The organism is Terriglobia bacterium (genome assembly GCA_036496425.1).
Taxonomy (GTDB): Bacteria; Acidobacteriota; Terriglobia; order 20CM-2-55-15; family 20CM-2-55-15; genus 20CM-2-55-15.
The window spans coordinates 15,862-33,513 of sequence record DASXLG010000136.1 but is presented as its reverse complement, the minus strand read 5'-3'; the positions used below and the strand labels follow the sequence as shown (position 1 = coordinate 33,513).

General features: G+C 55.2%; 15 protein-coding genes. 2 read left to right on the top strand and 13 right to left on the bottom strand.

Annotated elements, in window-relative coordinates; genetic code table 11:
* Positions 1–31: 31 nt before the first annotated feature.
* From VGK48_09720 to VGK48_09705, 4 genes are read right to left on the bottom strand one after another with little or no spacing between them, the layout of a single operon-like run.
* On the bottom strand, positions 32–1,594 hold the full coding sequence (locus tag VGK48_09720) for a DHA2 family efflux MFS transporter permease subunit (protein ID HEY2381441.1): 1,563 nt from the start codon (positions 1,592–1,594) through the stop codon (positions 32–34).
* A complete protein-coding gene (locus tag VGK48_09715) occupies positions 1,594–2,802 on the bottom strand; it encodes an HlyD family secretion protein (protein ID HEY2381440.1) in 1,209 nt (402 codons plus the stop codon). Before VGK48_09715 ends, VGK48_09720 begins: the two co-directional genes overlap by 1 nt.
* Entirely contained in the window at positions 2,802–4,208 is a 1,407-nt protein-coding gene (locus VGK48_09710) for a TolC family protein (protein ID HEY2381439.1), read from the bottom strand. The genes VGK48_09715 and VGK48_09710 overlap by 1 nt, the downstream gene beginning before the upstream one ends.
* Entirely contained in the window at positions 4,208–4,822 is a 615-nt protein-coding gene (locus VGK48_09705; GenBank protein ID HEY2381438.1) for a TetR/AcrR family transcriptional regulator, read from the bottom strand. The genes VGK48_09710 and VGK48_09705 overlap by 1 nt, the downstream gene beginning before the upstream one ends.
* 181 nt (positions 4,823–5,003) lie before the next feature.
* Here VGK48_09705 and VGK48_09700 point away from each other — a divergent pair, with 181 nt between their 5' ends.
* Positions 5,004–5,663, top strand: coding sequence for a hypothetical protein (locus VGK48_09700; protein HEY2381437.1), 660 nt, complete (start codon positions 5,004–5,006; stop codon positions 5,661–5,663).
* Between the two features lie 93 nt (positions 5,664–5,756).
* On the opposite strand, the gene VGK48_09695 is transcribed toward VGK48_09700, so the two are convergent.
* On the bottom strand, positions 5,757–6,395 hold the full coding sequence (locus VGK48_09695; protein HEY2381436.1) for a fibronectin type III domain-containing protein: 639 nt from the start codon (positions 6,393–6,395) through the stop codon (positions 5,757–5,759).
* A 479-nt stretch (positions 6,396–6,874) separates the two neighbouring features.
* The gene (locus tag VGK48_09690) at positions 6,875–7,039 is read right to left on the bottom strand and encodes a hypothetical protein (protein ID HEY2381435.1); all 165 of its coding nucleotides are present in this window, start codon (positions 7,037–7,039) and stop codon (positions 6,875–6,877) included.
* Between the two features lie 347 nt (positions 7,040–7,386).
* Here VGK48_09690 and VGK48_09685 point away from each other — a divergent pair, with 347 nt between their 5' ends.
* Complete coding sequence (locus tag VGK48_09685) at positions 7,387–7,926, top strand: four helix bundle protein (GenBank protein ID HEY2381434.1); 540 nt, start codon at positions 7,387–7,389, stop codon at positions 7,924–7,926.
* 308 nt (positions 7,927–8,234) lie between these two features.
* On the opposite strand, the gene VGK48_09680 is transcribed toward VGK48_09685, so the two are convergent.
* From VGK48_09680 to VGK48_09650, 7 genes are all read right to left on the bottom strand, one after another.
* Positions 8,235–8,801: a hypothetical protein gene (locus VGK48_09680; protein ID HEY2381433.1), complete on the bottom strand. Its 567-nt coding sequence runs from the start codon at positions 8,799–8,801 to the stop codon at positions 8,235–8,237.
* 37 nt (positions 8,802–8,838) lie between these two features.
* Positions 8,839–13,485, bottom strand: a complete 4,647-nt coding sequence (locus VGK48_09675) for an RHS repeat-associated core domain-containing protein (protein HEY2381432.1) — start codon at positions 13,483–13,485, stop codon at positions 8,839–8,841.
* 8 nt (positions 13,486–13,493) lie between these two features.
* The gene (locus tag VGK48_09670; GenBank protein ID HEY2381431.1) at positions 13,494–14,240 is read right to left on the bottom strand and encodes a hypothetical protein; all 747 of its coding nucleotides are present in this window, start codon (positions 14,238–14,240) and stop codon (positions 13,494–13,496) included.
* Between the two features lie 3 nt (positions 14,241–14,243).
* Positions 14,244–15,530: a fibronectin type III domain-containing protein gene (locus VGK48_09665; protein HEY2381430.1), complete on the bottom strand. Its 1,287-nt coding sequence runs from the start codon at positions 15,528–15,530 to the stop codon at positions 14,244–14,246.
* 536 nt (positions 15,531–16,066) lie between these two features.
* The gene (locus tag VGK48_09660; protein ID HEY2381429.1) at positions 16,067–16,216 is read right to left on the bottom strand and encodes a hypothetical protein; all 150 of its coding nucleotides are present in this window, start codon (positions 16,214–16,216) and stop codon (positions 16,067–16,069) included.
* 163 nt (positions 16,217–16,379) lie between these two features.
* A complete protein-coding gene (locus tag VGK48_09655) occupies positions 16,380–16,835 on the bottom strand; it encodes a hypothetical protein (protein HEY2381428.1) in 456 nt (151 codons plus the stop codon).
* 11 nt (positions 16,836–16,846) lie between these two features.
* Positions 16,847–17,644, bottom strand: coding sequence for a hypothetical protein (locus VGK48_09650; GenBank protein ID HEY2381427.1), 798 nt, complete (start codon positions 17,642–17,644; stop codon positions 16,847–16,849).
* Between the last annotated feature and the right edge of the window lie 8 nt (positions 17,645–17,652).

Sequence of the window (17,652 nt, the reverse complement as noted above, 5' to 3'; positions counted from 1 at the left end):
GCGCCTATATAAACATAAAGGCGAACGGGTATCAATGCGCGGACGCAACAGGCTGGCCTCCTTTCGGGCGGCGCATGATGAAGACCAGCGGCACGACAATCGCAAACACCAGCGCCAGGATGCGGAAAACCTGAACGAACGCCACCATCACGGCCTGCTGACTAACCATGCCGGAAAGCGCGTTATAGGCCGCCTGCGTCGCGGTGGAAAAATCCATCCCGTGCGACATGAACCCCGCGCGGATCTGTTCCAGCATGGTCCGAACCCGCAGGTCGAAGCCGCTGACGTGTGCCCCCAGGATGTTATATTGCGTCTGGGTGTTGCGGCTGAGCATGGTCGCTGTCGCGGCGATCCCGATACCTCCTCCCATATTCCTCATGAGATTGAAGATGCTTGTCGCATTCCCCATTTCTTCGCGCGGGATGAGGCTCATTGTCACCGTCGTCAACGGAACGAAGATCAGTCCCATTGAGAGACCTTGAAAGAACTGAGGCCAGAAAATATCCCAATAGCCGATCTGCAGATTCAGTGAACCCAGCATGTAAAGCGTCACCGCGCCGCCCAGCAGCCCGACAACCAGAAGCTTGCGGGCATCGATTTTGGCGGTGAGGAATCCGACAATCGGCATCGCAATAAATGAGCCCAGCCCGCGCGGCGCCATCGCAATGCCTGCCTGGATGGCTGGATATCCGAGTACAGTCTGCAGGAAAAGCGGCAGGAGCACGAGACTCCCATAAAGGACGAAGCCGAGCGTCGTCATGAGGAATACGCCCGTGGCGTAGGTGCGTTCTTTGAAGACGCGCAGATGCAGCACCGGCTCACCGGTCCACAATTCATGAATGATGAAACCGACCAGCATAATCGCGGCAACAACGGTCAACGACAATATCCAGTGCGAAGAAAACCAGTCTTCCTGCTGCCCTTTGTCGAGCACGATCTGGAGCGCCGCGATTCCGACGGCCAGCATGCCGATGCCCCACGTGTCGACCTTCGTGCTGGTCCGGCGGATATATGGCGGATCAAAAATGAAAAATCTCGTCATGATGATCGAGGCGATGCCGACCGGAATATTGATGTAAAACACCCAGCGCCAGGAGTAATTGTCCGTCAGCCAGCCTCCAAGCACCGGCCCGAGCATCGGCGCAACGACGATGCCGAGCCCCCAGAAGCCCATCGCCTTACCCCGCTGCTCAGGCGGGAATGCCTCGAGCATCACGGCCTGCGATACAGGCTGCAGCACGCCTCCCGTCAAACCCTGCGTGACCCGGAACACGATAAGCCACGCCAGATTCGGCGCAAAACCGCACATGAAAGAGGATGCCGTGAACCCGACGACAGCCGCCATCAAGAGCCGCTTCCGTCCAAAGTAATTCGCCAGCCAGCCGGTAATCGGAAGAACGATGGCATTGGCAACGAGGTACGAAGTCAGCGCCCACGTGGCTTCTTCGGGCGTGACGGAAAGACTGCCCGCGATGTGCGGCAGCGAAACGTTCACAACCGTGGTGTCCAGCACTTCCATGAATGTGCCGAACATGACGGCAACCGCGATCATCCACGGATTGACATATGGGACCGATGGGACTTGCTCGGACATTACTTCACCCGGACGTCCACAGTTACGGAAAGTCCCGGCCGCAGCCTTTCGATCTGTTCGTCCTGATCGAAAACGATTTTTACAGGAATCCGCTGGACGACCTTGACATAGTTGCCCGTGGCATTCTCGGGCGGCAACAGGCTGAAGCGCGCGCCGGTCGCCGAGGCGATGCTATCGAGCCGGCCTTTGAAATTCTGACCGCCGAGGGCATCGACCGAAACGGTAACGGATTGGCCGGGATGCATGTTCGCCAACTGGGTTTCTTTGAAGTTGGCCGTCACCCAGATGTCATTTCGTGGAATGACGGCCATGAGCGGCTGACCCGATTGAACCACCTGCCCCGGCTCGACGCTCTTCTTGCTCACGATTCCCGAGACCGGCGCCTTGATGGTGGCGTACTGGAGATTCAGGCGCGCCTGGTCGAGCGCCGTTTTGGCCAACTTGACGCGAGCATCGGCCGATTCCGCCTGAGCGCGTGTGATGACGATCTGCTGGGGAGCCGTCTTGGCGCCTCGCGCCTCCGCCTGCGCCTTGGCAAGGTCCGCCTGGGCCTGGGACGTTTTCGCCTGCGCAGCGGCGACTTCCTGCTGAACCTGATTTACTCCGGCCTGAGCGGAGTCGACCGCAGCGTTCGCCGCTTCGGCGGCGGTGACTGCGGCGTCATACTGTTGCTGCGAGATCTCGTCCTTGGCGACCAGCTGTTTCATGCGCTCCAGATCCTTCGCCGCTTTCGTGGCGTTCGCCTGAGCTTCGCGTACACGCGCCTGAGCGGAACCCAACCCGGCGCGGGCGGCGGCCAGGTCTTTGCCCGCAACCTCGACTCCGCCTTTCGCGCGCTCGGTTATCGCTTCGGATGAAGTGATCTGCGTACCGGCGTTGCTGGTGGCGACCGGAATATCGGCCCTCGCGCCGGCAGCCGCGGCCTGCAACTGTGCCAGTTCCGCTTCGGCCCGCTCGACGGCAATTTCGTAATCACGCGGATCGATTTGTGCCAGTACGGCCCCGGCTTCGACCGGCTGGTTGTCCACCACGCCGACGGAAAGAACGGTGCCGCCAACCCGCGCGTTCACCGGATAGATATCCCCATCCACCTGCGCGTCGTCGGTGGTTTCCCATTGAGAGAAGTACTTCCAGGCCGCATAGCCTCCGGCAACCAACACAAAAAGAACAGGGATGAGCAGCCACTTGGCGCGCAAAAGCTTCGCCATTACTTGCCTCCAAAAAACGATTTGATGGACTTTTCGGCCGTTCCCATCGCGCGAGCGAGCGAAGCTTCGGCCACATTCAGGTTAAAAAGACTCGATATGTAGTTCTCGTCGGCGGTGGCGACGGATTCCTGCGCCTGTGTCACCTCGAGCCCGTTGGCGACGCCCGCAGAGAAACGATCCTGCGCCTGCGCAAGTTGCTGCTGCGCGAGGTCGCGGGCCTGCCCGGCCACTTGAACCTGGGCGGCGGCGGTCCGGATATCGAGGTCCGCAGTGCGCAATTCGTATTCGATGCGTCCCCGAAGGTTCCCTTCTTCGGCCTTCCGTTCGTCGAGCTTCGCCCGCGAGTCCAGGATCTCGGCCTGAGTGCGGCCTCCGGTATAGATCGGCACGAAAAGCGTTCCTTGAACGGTCATTGTGCCGTGGGATGCCGTAGGACGCTCGCCGATGTCTCCGTAATCCGCATAGAAGCCCACCGACGGAAGCTTCCGTGCGTTCGCGGATTTGAGCGTTTCGTCGGCAGCACGGACGAGCGCGGCGGCACGCCGGTAGTCCGGCCTCGAATCCAGTGCCGAACTCAGGGCCTGATCCAGTGGAGGAATCGCGGCTGTCGTCGTTAAAAAGGTGTCGCTCTGCGTAAAGGATTGCCCCTGCGGTAAACCGATCGCGCGGGCCAGGTTGAGTTTTTCCTTCGCCAGATCGTTCTGTGCGGCCAGCAGACGCTGTTGCTGCTCGCGCAGCTGGACCTGGGCCCGGAGCAGATCGATGGCGGGAATCACGCCGCTGTCCTTCAGGTTCACGGCTCTGTCATAGACGGCCTGCGCAGTCTTTAATTGCGCCTGTACCGCCTCGACACGGCTGGCGCTGCCTACGGCCTCCAGATACAAATCGGTGGCGACCAGGACGACCAACTCCCGCACATCCTGCTGGGCAAGGCCGGCGGCCGTGACTTTTTCGGACTGCGAATGCAGGTCGTGCTTCAAACGCAGATCGAGCGCCGGCTGCGAGTAATGCGCGCGCGCATCGAATACGTTAAATGGCCCGACAATCGTGTTGATACCGGGAAAGCCGGTGAAGCCGAAAGCCGCCAAGTCGATCTGTTCTACGGTGTCGCCGGCCGTCACACTGATTTTCGGCAGCAAGTCCGAGAGAGCACGCAGCCGGTCAGCTGTCGCTTCCCGCGTTTCCTGTTGAGCAATCAGCGCGCCGAGGTTGAATTTCAGCGCCCGGTCGATGGCGTCCGAGATCGAGAGCGGAATCGTTTCCGGAGTGGGATTGCCCTGAGTCACGCTGCCGCGCACGTTCTGGGGGACCGAGGTGTCGCGTGTCTCCTTGTTAACCTGGGCCTGCGCGAATGGAGAAAGCAAGAGAGTGCACAGCAGAACTGCAGATCGGACGAAAACTCTCATTAAGCGGCAATTCCTTTCCAGATCAGATCAAAAATGAAGTCGACATCCTGGCTGAGTTTGGATTTCGACCAGCCCATGACACGCTGCGTCACCACACCGCGGATCACGTCGGAAATGGCGAAGGCCGCCTGCTCCGCGCGCAGACCGCGAAGAACCTTCCGGCGCGTCCCTTCCTTCAGGATGGATTCGATGACCTTCGCCTGATCGAGATAAAGCGTCGTGAATTCAGGATCGATCGCCCCGGGATGGATGCAGAGGTTGCCCAGTTCGGAGTAATAGATCTTGAAGAAATCGCGGTTCTCGTCGAAGTAGCCCAGCTTGACGGCGATCAGCGCCCGCAGCTTGCCCTGTGGAGTGGATTCCGCCTTCAGCTGCTCGTCGAGGGCTGCATACATCTGCCCGACGCCGAACTTCAACGCGGCGAAGTAGATGTCCCGCTTGGAACGGTAATAAAGGTAGACGGTGCCCTTGGCGACGCCCGCGGCATTGGCGATGTCATCAACCGTCGCCTCGCTGAATCCCTTCATCGCGAACACGCTGCGCGCGGCTTCGAGGATTCCGGCCGTCCGGAATTCGGTGACCACGTCTTTCTTGGTTTTGGTGATAGTACCCATAGTCCTCCAAACTGACTACTCAGTCAGTGTACTATTCTGACGGGCTATGCGCACGGAGTTTTGGGGAAAATGGGGCGGCGCAACCTGGCGAGTCGGAATGCTGCCCCTCCGGACGCTCATCCGTCATACTGATCTTGGCAGTTTTGCCACTCATCAACGTCGCGGAAAGGAGCACATCTATATGAAATGGATTGAATCCGTCCTTCGGCGCCGGTCATTCATCGCCGGGATCGGCGGCGCAGTCGCATTGGCGGGCCACGGAAGCACCTTAGAGGCGCAGCCTTTGGCGGCAGCCGGCTGGGAACCGGCCCACGAAGCAAAAGACGAGTGGTTGGACAAGGTACCCGGCAAGCATCGGATGATGTTCGACAGCACCACTCCGGACGCGTTCGGTTCGGCCCTGATGTATGCGGGTAATTATTACCTTGCGAACCGGGATGGTTACGGCCTTCAGGATTCCGATCTCGCCGTAGTCATCATTGCCCGTCACCACGCCACGCCGTTCTCGTTTAACGACGCAATGTGGTCCAAATACAGCGCAACGCTCTTCCGCCTGTCTAACTTCATGGATCCAAAAACGAAACAGGCTCCCGTCCGGAACGTCTACATGGGAACCGGCGGCTCTCTGGACGGATTAGTCGGCCGCGGACTTCATCTCGCTGTCTGCCAGATGGCCACCCGTGAAATGGCCGGTTCTATGGCCCAGGATGCCGGAACGGATGAAGACGCCGTCTTCAATGAGTTATCCCGGAATCTGGTGCCGAACTCGCACCTCGTTCCGGCCGGCATCGTCGCAGTCAACCGCGCCCAGGAACACGGCTACGCCTTCGTGAATGCATGAGGCCGGATTTTGAACGACGACATAACGGTCGAAGCCGCCGGGCGCAAAAAAATGCCGAAAGCCCGAGGGAGGGCTTCCGGCTCGATGGTCAAACTACGTGCACATCATTGTGACGGAGTTGCTCCAGTCGGAATATCCGGCCTTGTCCATGGCACGCGCCTGAAACGCGTAAACCGTGCCTGGCGTCAGACTGGATAACGTCACCGGCGTTTTCACGCCCGTCACGATCTGGCTAGTCCATGTCCCCGGCGCTCCGTTTGTCTCCGGGGCGAAACGGAGTTCATAACTCAGCGCGCCTGAAATGGCTTTCAGCCGAATTACGATTTGTCCGCTAAGCTTGCCGTGATCGACACTGCGGAAATTCGAGGACAAGACGACTTGGAGCGTTCGGACGCCCGAAGTCGGAGTCAGGCCGCTGGACGAAAAGATCGCCATGTCGCCATCAGCGATCTCCTCGACATAGCGCCCGATCAGCCGCAGGTCTTTCACGACGACCTTTCGGGCCTTATTCTTCTGAGCAACGGCCTTCTTCCCGCCGTCCTGGGCCGCAACAATAGCCGCGCCGAAGTTATCGGCGTCAGCCTTGAGCACTTTCGGATCGACGGTCGGAGCGGGCAAACTCGAGTTGTTCGTCAAATTCGCCGCCACCGTTTCGCCGAGCGTCTGGACATCCGCGTCTTTCATGGAGCCATAGTCCTCGGCAGGTTTGATCTTCTTCATTTTCTCTGTCATACGTTCTCCTTTGAATGTTGAATTTAGCCCGCATTCGCGAGCCGCACATATAGTGGCAGTTTCGCTGCCAAAAGATCCGAACAGAACCGAACACAATATTTCAACAGGTTAGGAAACGGACGACGAGGGAGGAGTTGGATTTTGTCTACAAGCCGTAGACAAGTGTCTACTCGAGTATAGACAAAACACGGAAAGCGACATATCGGGGCGTCGATCAGACGGATCGGCGCCCCGATTCCGGTTTCGACGCCATGCTGCGCATATCGAAACAACGAAATCCGGTTCGGCCGAAGGATGCGTCCCATCGTTCGAATCATCCGGGTTTCGTAGCCGCGATGCGCTCGATCCGGGTCCCAAAATCTGGTTTGTTCAAACTATGCGGCTCACTGTTCGCCCAATCCCGGTTTCGGCGCGCCGATGCGTCCCATGTCCGCCACGAAATCCGGTCCGGCCGAACGATCCGCCCCATCGTTCCACGATCAAAGTTTCGGCGCCCCGATATGCCGTCCCCGGGCGCCGAAATCCTGTTCCGCCGAACCATCGGCTTCATCCTTCGAACAATCCGGGTTTCGGCCGGATGATTTGCCTGATCGGGCCGCCGAAACCTGGATGGTTGAAACGATGTGCTCCATCGTTTCAACCATCTCGGATTCGTTTCGGCCATGCGGTTTATCGGCGCCCGGAAGTCGCAATCTTTTGCCCGATCTGCCTTATCTGTGAAACCATCTGACCTTCATGGCGGCCGTGCATCCCATCGGCCCTCCAAAATGCTGCTCGGCCGACCGATGCGTCTTATAGTTCGAACAATTGCAGATTCGTGACGCCCATGCGCCGCATCCGTTGCCGGATTCCAGAAACCTCTGATGAGCGGTTTCTTAGAGTCTTTTGCCTCGGTCATCTGGGGCGTTGGCGTTGTCCTGTTTGCAGGCTTCGACCTGGGCCAGAGACGGTCCCGGCTTCCAATGAGGAGCTTACCGAAATCGCTTCGAGGTTGGATCCGCTCAGTTCCGTGTGCGCAAACCTCAACAAGCCAGATAAACCAGTACTGAATCATCATTTTGTCCACGAAAGAGCATCCGACCGTTTCGGCTGGCACCACAAGTGCTCTCCGCAGCTCATGGCGTCGAACCTCACAGCCAACACGTTGAAAGATCGTCTTGTTCGGTTCGCGGTGGATATCGTGAGACTCACTGGGCAGTTGCCGCAAAACGCAAAGGCTAAGCATATAGGAAATCAGATTCTGCGGTCAGGGACGGCGGCCGCGACCAATTATGGGGAAGCTCGGGCGGCAGAAAGCCGGGCGGATTTTATTCACAAACTCAAAATTTGCATCAAAGAGCTGAACGAAACGGCGATCTGGCTGAAAATCCTTCAAGCAAGTGTCGCGGTTAATTCGGATTTTGTGAGGCGATTAGTCGCGGAGAATACGGAGTTGTGCAGGATTCTCGTCGCGTCGGTTAAGACGGCGAGAAGAAACAGCTCGGCAAACCCGATGAGACCAAAGGCAAAGGACGGGCCGGTTGAGAATTGAAAATTTATTAATGAGTACTGAGAGTTGTCGTTGTCAAAATCGGCCGATTTGCCGACTTTCCGGGAACAATGGTCACTGGTCACTAATCAATTTTCAATTCTCCAATGGGAAGCGGAGAGGGGGGGATTCGACCTGTCGCTGCTTTTTTGTCATCCGCAACTTGCAGATTGTACGTTCCCGTCAATGCCTTCAATGCCACCGTTGCCATGCAGCATTGCCCGGTATTGCCCGCTGTTGCGAAATCGGCTGGACGTCGCTACAACTGGAACCTGAAGACGCGGATATGAAGCTAATTTCTTCACGGCTTCTCACCTAACGTCTCTCACAGTTGAATCACTGACCTGTATCCAGCCGGCCGAGACCCCCAACACAACGTGAATCCACCACTCCGTTTTCGGTTCAGTTAGGACGTGGAGCTTCGGGTCATGATCCGTTGGACATAACGTGTCCAGTACTTCACCATCTATGCCAAGAAAACAAGTCCCTTCGGCGCGATCCTGTATGTATTCGATGATCATCTTGGGCTGAAGTTCGCGCTTAAAGGTCTTGAACTTGTTCGAATTGTAGTCGCTTCTCGTCAATCGATTTACCTTCCCGATTACGCGACCATCTATTTCCGAAGGTTGCAGAACCTCAATGCGCCCGGCCTCAACTGTACGATACAACGTATCGTCGAAGTCCACATTTTGACCGGGTAGCACCGCCACGGTGCTTACTATTCTGGAGGAAGTTAATGGAAGTTCGTGCAGCATCAATTCCTTCGATACGGCTTCAAATCTCGGGACGCCTTCACCTGGCCAAAGATCGATTTCGAACACCGGGGCGCGCGCCTGAAGCATGACGGTTAAGAACAACATTGAGAAGATCACGTTCATAAAAGCTCTTTCAGGCCGTGGTCACACGCACACTGTCTCAAAATGTTTTGCCCCTGTCATCTGCAGCGTTGGAGTTCTGGTCTGCGCAAGCCTGAATCTGGTATTGAGACGGCCCCGTACCCCAATTGGGTAGCTGGAAGTGATGATCCTCTATCTTCGAATAGGCCCCTCCCCAGACCAATCCCGCTAGTTGCATCACTCTCTTGATCTCCGCAAAGTTAGGATCCTTTTGATTGACATCAATCGCCATGCCGGCAAGGTGCCACGATGGGTGCAACGGATTATTTGAGCCACCTTCCCGCGCGTTAAGGACTGGGTCTCTATATCCGGCGGTTATCATCGGGACAATTCCTTCGTTATTCAAATATTCGAATACCTGCGACAAGACTGCCGCCATCAAGGGGGCGAAGATCGCATGTATCGGTGTCGCACTGTTCGGATTAACTGTAAAATGTCCTGCAGGCCTCTCTAGCGGACAAGGCCCTACACTATTATCAATTAGTAGTGCTGCAATTGCGAACGAACCAGTTTCCCCGGCCACGCAGATAAACAAGTAGCTGGAATTAAAAAGGTTACGAAAGCAGGGATCTCCTGGGTCCGGGGCGCCAGTGAACCCTAGAGTCGCGGTGGCATAGGGGTCATCTCCGTTCCCGCCGTCATCATCGCATAGGTCGAAGTCCCACGAATCGTCACAAATGTCTTTCCCGGTCCGATCCCTAAAATTAATTGGATCGTCAGCGGTATATATGTATCGGTTTAAGGACGAAGGCATGTAAAAGTGCGGTTTACCCTGGTCGGGGCTCTGGAAGCGCCCGTAGTTATTTGCCATGTAACGGTTGCCGGCATAGTCGAGTCCAGATTCTTCGTCTCTCGTGTAAGTTGTGAACTTCTTATCGTTGGTCGAAGGCTGCCCATTGTCCGTTGACGACCATGCTTCACCAAACGGTAGAGTGCGATTGTTTTCGATTATCGTCCCATTTGCGGTCGTCACCAACACTGCCGATTCGAGCCTGTCTGCGGTGTGATAAAAATACACATCCGTTCCCGTTGTGGACGCCTGCGTTTTGGTGGCAATTGTGTTGGAGGTTGTGAATTCGGATATGATCCCACCTCGTCCGTAAAACGTGTAGGTCGTCTCCGAAGATGTCACTTTCTTCATGCGATTGCCGTCTCCATCATACGCATAAGTCGCTGCGCCCGCATCCATCGAAACAATCTGATTCTCGGCATTAAACGTGTAATTGTGCAGCCCGTCATTGGTCTGATTGCCCGCCGAATCGTAAGTATTGGAATTATTCCGATTGTTGGTGTAGCCCATGGTCTGGCTACCGATGTTGGAAGCGACAATCCCCAGTGGTGTCTGTGCCACCCGGTTGCCCCACACATCGAAGGTCCAAGCGATGCCCCAACTCGTTGTCGAATCACCAGATGCAACGGCCGCTAAACGGTAGACCGAATCGTAGGAATAGCTGGCGGTGTGTTCAGGCTGAATAGCATCGGTGCGCGAGAGCACCCTCCCGGTGTCCGTACTGCTCGAACCGTAGTTGTAGCTGAAATCCATCAAGGACATTCCGCTCAGCGCAGCACGGATGGACATTTCCTGCCGACGATTATTGTATACATAGCTTAGCACGATACCATTACCAAGCGTGCTGTTCAGCGGGTCGCCGCCGGCATCGTAATTCATCGTGCTATTGACCGTCGTGCTGCTTGTCTGATCCACGACCGATGCCAAACGCGAGTTGCAACATCCGTTGCCCGTGGCGTAAGTGAAATTAACAACGCGACCACTCGGGTACGTCATCGAGGTGATGTCGCCCTTAAGATTGTAGCCATAGCCTGTCGTAAATGTCCCGCTAACGCCGGTGATCGTGCGAGTTTCCAGGGTAAGACGACTCATGGAGTCGTAGTCGTAATTCAGAGTGCCGATACTATCGGTCATCGATGTCTTCAAGCCGGCATAAATACCGGCGTCATACCCGATTGTCACCAGTCCCGCACCAGGGCTGCCACACGAACCCGAGTACATTTTAGCTGTCAATCGCCTGAGGGAATCATAACAGTAAATCACGGACATCGGTCGCGCATCGGTCTTTGAACTCATATTACCGTCAGCATCATAGACAAAGGTTGTCGTTCCCGACTCTGGGAATGTTTGGCTCGTGATCTGACCCAGCCAATTACTAACAAACGTCCGAGTTTGGCCAGACTGGGCGGACTGGTAAAGCTCCCCAGACACGTAGTATGAGTATGTCGTTATTAGGGGCGTAGCGAGCAATGGGTTTGGCTCCTCGACCATGGTCAACTTACCGAATGCGTTGTGGGTGTATCGCCTTTGATTACCAGCTTCATCAGTCACGGTCGTCTGAGCATTTGTGTATACGTATCCTTTACTTGAGCTGTCAGGCGCTTGGATTTGTTTAGGGCGATCGAGTTCGTCGTACATCGTTGTTGTCCACGTCGGTGTCTCGCTGCCAAAGCGGTACGGGTTACTGACCTGGGTCTTCCGCCCCTTATCATCGTAGACGGTATCAACTGCGATTTGACCTTCCGGGTCGTTGGTACGCGTTTCTGTGACTCGATAGAATTGATCGAAGTAAGTCTGAACCACACCGGGATTCGGGCTGGAATCGACTGTCACCGTTTTCGTTGTGATTCGGTTCGTATCGTCATAGCTGTAACTGGTGACTTTGCTATTGGGTTCAGTGACCGAAGTGACACGGTTCATCAGATCGTATTTCGTTTGGGTCGAGTTCAAACGCGCATCGATAGCGACCGCTGGCAAGCCTGTGTTGTAGTCGAACTTGGTCGAGGCCGATTGCCCTAGAGGATTTGCGATCTGGGTCGGAAAAGCGTATGTAGAGTGACCACTGGTGTTTGTGCACATGCCGGCCCCGTTGAGGGTACAGAAATTGTCGGTGAAATCGATATTGACCGTATTGTTGAGCGCATCGGTTTTTTGGACAACGTTACCGAGATTGTCGTAGTGCCTGTGCTCCGATACGAAGTTCGATGCGTCTTTGTACCGTTTAGTGGTGGTGAGATTGCCCAGATTTGATGAGCTTGAAGGAGGAGTACTGCTTGGTACACCAGAACGCGTATACATAAAAGAGTACTCGTCATAGGCGTAATCCGTCCGGCCTTGCTGCACGAAATTTCCCGTCGCCGGATCGATAGCCGTTAAGATTTCCGAGGACTTCCGAGTGACATTCGTTACATTTGGAACAGCAATTGTCGTATAGGTGACATCCTTTTCCGCGATGGTTGCAGGACCTGTCGCAGCCCATTGCCAGTCGGTCACTTTCTCTTGCGTGACATTCATATTCGCGTCGTACGTCAGAGTCTGCTGCGATGCCTCGCCTCCGTCGAGAATCGTCGTAATTGTGTTGACCTGCGGATTTTGCGGCTGCCCGTTGGACAAAACCGAAGCTTGGGTCCACGAAGAAGTTACCGTCTTCAGTGTCGTTCCCGTCGAGGTTTGCCACTGGGTTTGCGTTTCCAGACCTTGCGCGTTCAGTTGATGAACGACCTTGTCGCCTACGGGACTCGTGACTGTAACTGTTCGAGCTGTTGGGCCGCCACCAGCACCTGCATACCCACTGTACGACCACGTCTTTTCACCGTTCAGGGTGCCGTCAAGACTGACGAAACGCTGCACGACTTCGTCATAATAGGCGGGCCACGTGCCACTCGGCGGCGCTGCATAGATGTACCGCATATAGGCACCTGACGGCAGCGTGACTTTGGTCATGAAGCCTAGGCCATTGTTGTGTGAACTGTCGTATTCGAACAGATACGATTTACCGTTCGGCAGTGTGATCGAGGAAATCTTCTGGTGCGACACATAGTGCCAACAACCCTGCCAAGTGGGCCACCACCACACGTACTCATAGAACGGATCGCAATCGTTTTGGAAAGTATACCCAACAGTATAGGTTTGCAATGTTCCGGTCGAGTCGGTGATCTTGTAGAGGACCGAATTGGAGCCGTTCGATGTCTGAATTGTCCGACCCAGCGTGTCTTCAGTCGGCAGACCGCAGGTAAACATCTGACTGCAACCATTCACTTGCGGGGAGATGGTGTTTCCATTTGCTGTCGCGAAAGCCGGCAACACAGACATATAGCGCCGACTACCATCAGGAAACGAAATGTATGCGCTGCTCCCATCGCCCGTACTCCAATAGGTGCCTGTGAAAAACACAGTGCCATCGGAATCCGCGCTCGGAATGCTCTGATTATCGGAGATGGTGCCGTTAGAATAGTACCGCCTCTTCGTTCCTGAACCGTCGATCCAATAGATGCTTCCGTTATAAAGCGTTGGCATTTGGCCGTAGGGGGATAGGTCCAGCTGCCATCCTCCAGTATAGTAACCACAATCGTAAGGGCCAGCCCCATCGTCACAGCTCTGGGCTTCCCATTTTTGAGAGTTGTATGTAAAGCCGACCTTCATGGGGATTTCCCGCCCCGGCAGGCTAAAAAGAGAAATCGACATACTGAGGTTCCCATTGAAAATGCCGATGCTGTCCAGTTCGCTTTTGAAATAGGAGCCGTAGACCTGTTCGCCCGTTTGCGCTTGAGGCGCGGTGTCGTACTGAGCTTGTCCAAAGGACAACGGTGCCGCCGCCATCATGAGGCAGATCATCAAAAATAGAATTAGACCTAAGGTCGACGCAGAAGAGCGCATGGAGACTCCTAATTGCGAAACAAATCGGTTGTAAAAACAGGGTTCAGTTGCACGGTATCGACGATGAGCGTGTCCTGTAGCGCTCCATCCGCGTGGCGCTCAATCTGGAATGGGAAGACCAGCCCGTTCACGGTGCGGAAGTCCGAAAAGACGTATGTGCGCTGAAACGTGTGGTCGAGATTCTGTTCGGCCGACAATACGCGGGAAATGCCGACGACGAGCCCGGTTGCTGCGTCGATCTGGATTTCCGCTTGATCTGGAAGAACGCGAGAGTAATACGTTTGCTTTCGGCCGCTTACCACCTGCAGCCGAGTGACCGGTCGCCCGTTCAGGGTCGCACTACCGACATTTGCGACCTGTGCTTCGACGCCCGTAAACGGTTGAATGCCCAAAACAGAAAGCATATCCAACTGAGCAAACAGACCGACGAACCCCTGCTTGTTACGGCGATTGCCGTTGGAGAGCTCATAGGGTGCGACTCCAGATTTCACACCTGGAACAACTTCGGACCGTGTGACGGGCTGGCCGTAATCAACCCGGAATTCGCCGTCCGTTACATTTGCCGATATCTTGACCGACTCCGTCGCGCCCCTGACCGTATGGTGCGCCAAGATCTGAATCGTCCCAACAGCGGCGGCAGCGGCTCCGCCATGCGCCGCGATGACTCCAGAGAGCGAAGTCGAAGTGTTTACGGTTTGCGCGAACAGCGAATCAGAGAATGACAACAGCGTCAAGGTCAGTATCAGTGATCGCATACTCTATTGCTCCAGAGTGAAGTTATCGACCATGTCATCGGTTCCAGGGCTCGTGGACATATATGCGGCAATTCCCACGTATCCACTGTTCCCACGTGCCATGTTCGTTTCGGTGAAACTGATCTGTTGAACCCCATTAACGCTTACCGTGATTAAGCGGCTGGAGTCATTGGCTTGGACGTTGACTACCCACGGTCCAGATCCGGTTAGGGCGGCAGCGGCGATATAGGACTCAGTGTTGGAACTATCGAAGTAACTCAGACGAATCTGAGAGGGGGGATTTAGATATACCCGGTAGCCGGCATAGCCCGACATCCAGAAAGTCAATCCCACATAGTTGTAATAACTAGGCGCATAGAGGAGCGCCGTTGCGCTCACGTGAGTCTGCGATACGGCTGCAACGGCGAAGGCCCAGCCAGCCCCGTGAGTGATGGCGTAGGATGTTGGAAGATCGGCTCTTCCACCGGAAATCCCCCAATAGGGACCGCCGTTTCCAGACCAGTTCGAATTGTTCAGCGTTCCGGACGCATCTGACCGGTTGAAGTTGTCACTGAACACCAACACACGCGGCGTCGTGAATGAAATCATTGCGGAACCGGAGACGTTTCCGGCGACGTCGACCGCCGACACTGCGTAGTTGTAGGTTGTTGCCGCTGACAATCCGGTATCGGTCAGTAAGGTTGCAGTAGGGCTACCGATGAGCGTCCCATTTCGATATACGCGATAGTTGGCTAATCCTGAGCCGCCGGTATCCACCGAAGGGTTCCAACTCAATTGCACGCTGGACCACGTTAAAGACTGTGCTTGAAAAGCTGTCGGCGTGCTTGGTGCTGTCGTGTCGGCCGGAGCCGCTAAGGTTGTAGTGCTGACGCTAGTGCTAGGCGCGGAGTGGTTTTCCGCATTGTCATATGCGACGATCGTCCAGGTGTAGCTCGCAGAGGGCGTCAGCGGCTGATCGACAAAGCAGGTGCCTGTGACGGTACCCACAGGCAGGCTCGCACCGCTACCCTGCTGCCGATAGACTTTATAGCCAGCAACGCCAACGTTGTCGGTCGATCCGGTCCAACTCAACTGCACTGTCGTTGGCGTCACACTCGCCAGTAATGAATTACATGTGGTTGACAGCGCGAGATTCGTCGGTGCGGTAGGAGCCGTTTGATCCGTCGGTTGTGGCATCACCACGGCTATCTCTTTGCCGCCAGGGCCGTTATAGATGTGATCTTTCTTCCAGTAGATCGTTTGCGCCGAAATCGATGCGGCGACAGACATGAAGAGCACAACCCAACACAAGCGCCGAGACATAGGAATCCTCCTCAGTTCTTAAAAGAGCACACGGCAAGGAAGTGGTTAGGGCAATACAAGACAACACTTCTCGCCCAGCTCTCCGCAGAGCTATTCGCTACCTAACGAGCCATTCCTAATCAGGCTAAAAAGTGGCTATTTGAAAGTCTTTTTCAATCTTCGCCACGGAGTGATAGCAGATCCATTATTGTTATTCGCGGCGGACTGTACATTACATGTAAGCTATCGCGCAAGATATTTTTTTGTGAACGCCATGTAAACGCTAAAACACCAGCAACCCGTCGCTTACATAGCACAAGCCGCCAGGCGCACATGTAAGGGTCGCTGTAAAAGAGATCCAGAAGAATGGCGCACTGCTGTCCACGACATCGAAAATAAATTTAAGATCCACATATGTAATCCGATGTTTGAACGCACCAGCTATGTTCCCGGCAGGCAGGCCACTATTATAGGTGGTCGCCGAACCCAAGCGAGTTCCTTTCGAAGCGCTTGAACAGAGAGGGTGCGGCTCGGCATACATCACTTCACTTCGATTCAATCGTGATCTCGTATCCATGATGCACGTCGGCCACGTAATGGACAATCGTGCCTTCAATTTCTTTATTCGACAGAATGAGAAGCGCCGGTGCATGCAGCCGGAGGAGTTCTTCGAGCTTTGGTTGGGTTGTAGTCAAAACTCGAAACGAGTGGGCGGGTAACTCCCGATGTCTCCTTCTGTGTTGAAATCGATGAGATATTTCGCAGTGGCAAGCCGTTGAATGTTCCATCCACAGTCCCGCATTATCGTGCAGCGACGCAGTCGGGTAGATCCTGAAGATTTACCCGACTGCAGGTTGCCTAGAACGTGGATTTCAGGTTATCCGCGACCCTCTGTGTTTCTGGCTGATTTACTTTCGGATCGCTCCACGGCTCCGTCGTTAACAGTTTCTTCCGTTTTTGATCGGTGACGACGACTCTCACCGTCGTGGCTGTGTCGGTATCTTTGATGAGCGTCAACATGAGCCGCGTTCCGGTCTGGCTATATCCGCCGGTAATTGTCATGGCCGTACTGATGAGGCCATTCTCTTTGTCAGCAGATTCGATCGTGTAATCGGCGCGCTTAACCCAGTTGAGCAGGACGTCGTACGATTCCGCATACGATTTCTGCACCTGGAATTTCACGCCGCCGGCCACATTTTTCGGTTTGGCCGATTCGGCAAGCTGGGCCTCCTTCTTATCCTTTCTGTTTTGCGGAAGGGCGGAGATGGAGAACAGCACCAGCAGGCACGCAATGAGTACGTATCCAATTCTCATCGGGTTTCCTTTCAATTTGCGCAAAAGTCGCCGCTATAACAGAGCGTTACCGGAACTGTTGTGGAAGCCGTACCGGTGAACCGCAGGCCGATAACATAGGGTGTCGGTCCCGCGTACTGATGGAGCGGCAGAATAGAGACGGTGCCGACGAAATTTGCCGGTAACGTCACCAACTGGTTGAGAAATGTCGCTGTCTGCCCAAATGCCGGCAGGGTGACCGACGCCTTATTGACAAAATTTCCGGCACTATCACGAATCGTCAGAATGAAAACGCCAGCCCTCGTGTCGGGATTTGCGATCGCCATGCCAAGTTGCGCACCTTCTCGCTGATCAACGACCAGTTGGGCTGCAGGCGCATTCGAGTCGAGGACCGAAGGAAATACCGCCGCTTCCGAGTACTTCACACCCGTCGGACTGTAGAAGCTAAAGAGAAGGTAGGACGTCCAGTCCACGCCATCGCAGCCAACGCCGATAAAGCCGGTGCTGATTGGATTGGTACCCGCAGATTTGAATACCTGCGAGCGGAGACTATTGAGCGTAAACGGCAGTTCATTCGTCGTGCTGAGCGTGAAGACCTGTCCGGTTGCATTCGTGAATTTCGGCGTCGGCACACCGTACGTCCATATCGCGCAGTGTTGCGTAAAGATCGAGTCGCTGCTCTGAACGATAACGGTCGAGCGGTAGAAGCTGCCGTCCGAGAATGTTCCGTCAGCAAATTGCGGAAAGACGACGGTAAAGCCCTGTCCGAACAGCTGAGACGGACAGTGCACCAGGAGAAAGAGTACACAGGCGAGGTATTTCGTTTTCATATTCCTGC

Coding starts and splice junctions, on each gene's coding strand:
- VGK48_09720 (HEY2381441.1), bottom strand. CDS start 1,594: ATGTCCGAGCAAGTCCCATCGGTCCCATATGTCAATCCGTGGATGATC.
- VGK48_09715 (HEY2381440.1), bottom strand. CDS start 2,802: ATGGCGAAGCTTTTGCGCGCCAAGTGGCTGCTCATCCCTGTTCTTTTT.
- VGK48_09710 (HEY2381439.1), bottom strand. CDS start 4,208: ATGAGAGTTTTCGTCCGATCTGCAGTTCTGCTGTGCACTCTCTTGCTT.
- VGK48_09705 (HEY2381438.1), bottom strand. CDS start 4,822: ATGGGTACTATCACCAAAACCAAGAAAGACGTGGTCACCGAATTCCGG.
- VGK48_09700 (HEY2381437.1), top strand. CDS start 5,004: ATGAAATGGATTGAATCCGTCCTTCGGCGCCGGTCATTCATCGCCGGG.
- VGK48_09695 (HEY2381436.1), bottom strand. CDS start 6,395: ATGACAGAGAAAATGAAGAAGATCAAACCTGCCGAGGACTATGGCTCC.
- VGK48_09690 (HEY2381435.1), bottom strand. CDS start 7,039: ATGGTTGAAACGATGGAGCACATCGTTTCAACCATCCAGGTTTCGGCG.
- VGK48_09680 (HEY2381433.1), bottom strand. CDS start 8,801: ATGAACGTGATCTTCTCAATGTTGTTCTTAACCGTCATGCTTCAGGCG.
- VGK48_09675 (HEY2381432.1), bottom strand. CDS start 13,485: ATGCGCTCTTCTGCGTCGACCTTAGGTCTAATTCTATTTTTGATGATC.
- VGK48_09670 (HEY2381431.1), bottom strand. CDS start 14,240: ATGCGATCACTGATACTGACCTTGACGCTGTTGTCATTCTCTGATTCG.
- VGK48_09655 (HEY2381428.1), bottom strand. CDS start 16,835: ATGAGAATTGGATACGTACTCATTGCGTGCCTGCTGGTGCTGTTCTCC.
- VGK48_09650 (HEY2381427.1), bottom strand. CDS start 17,644: ATGAAAACGAAATACCTCGCCTGTGTACTCTTTCTCCTGGTGCACTGT.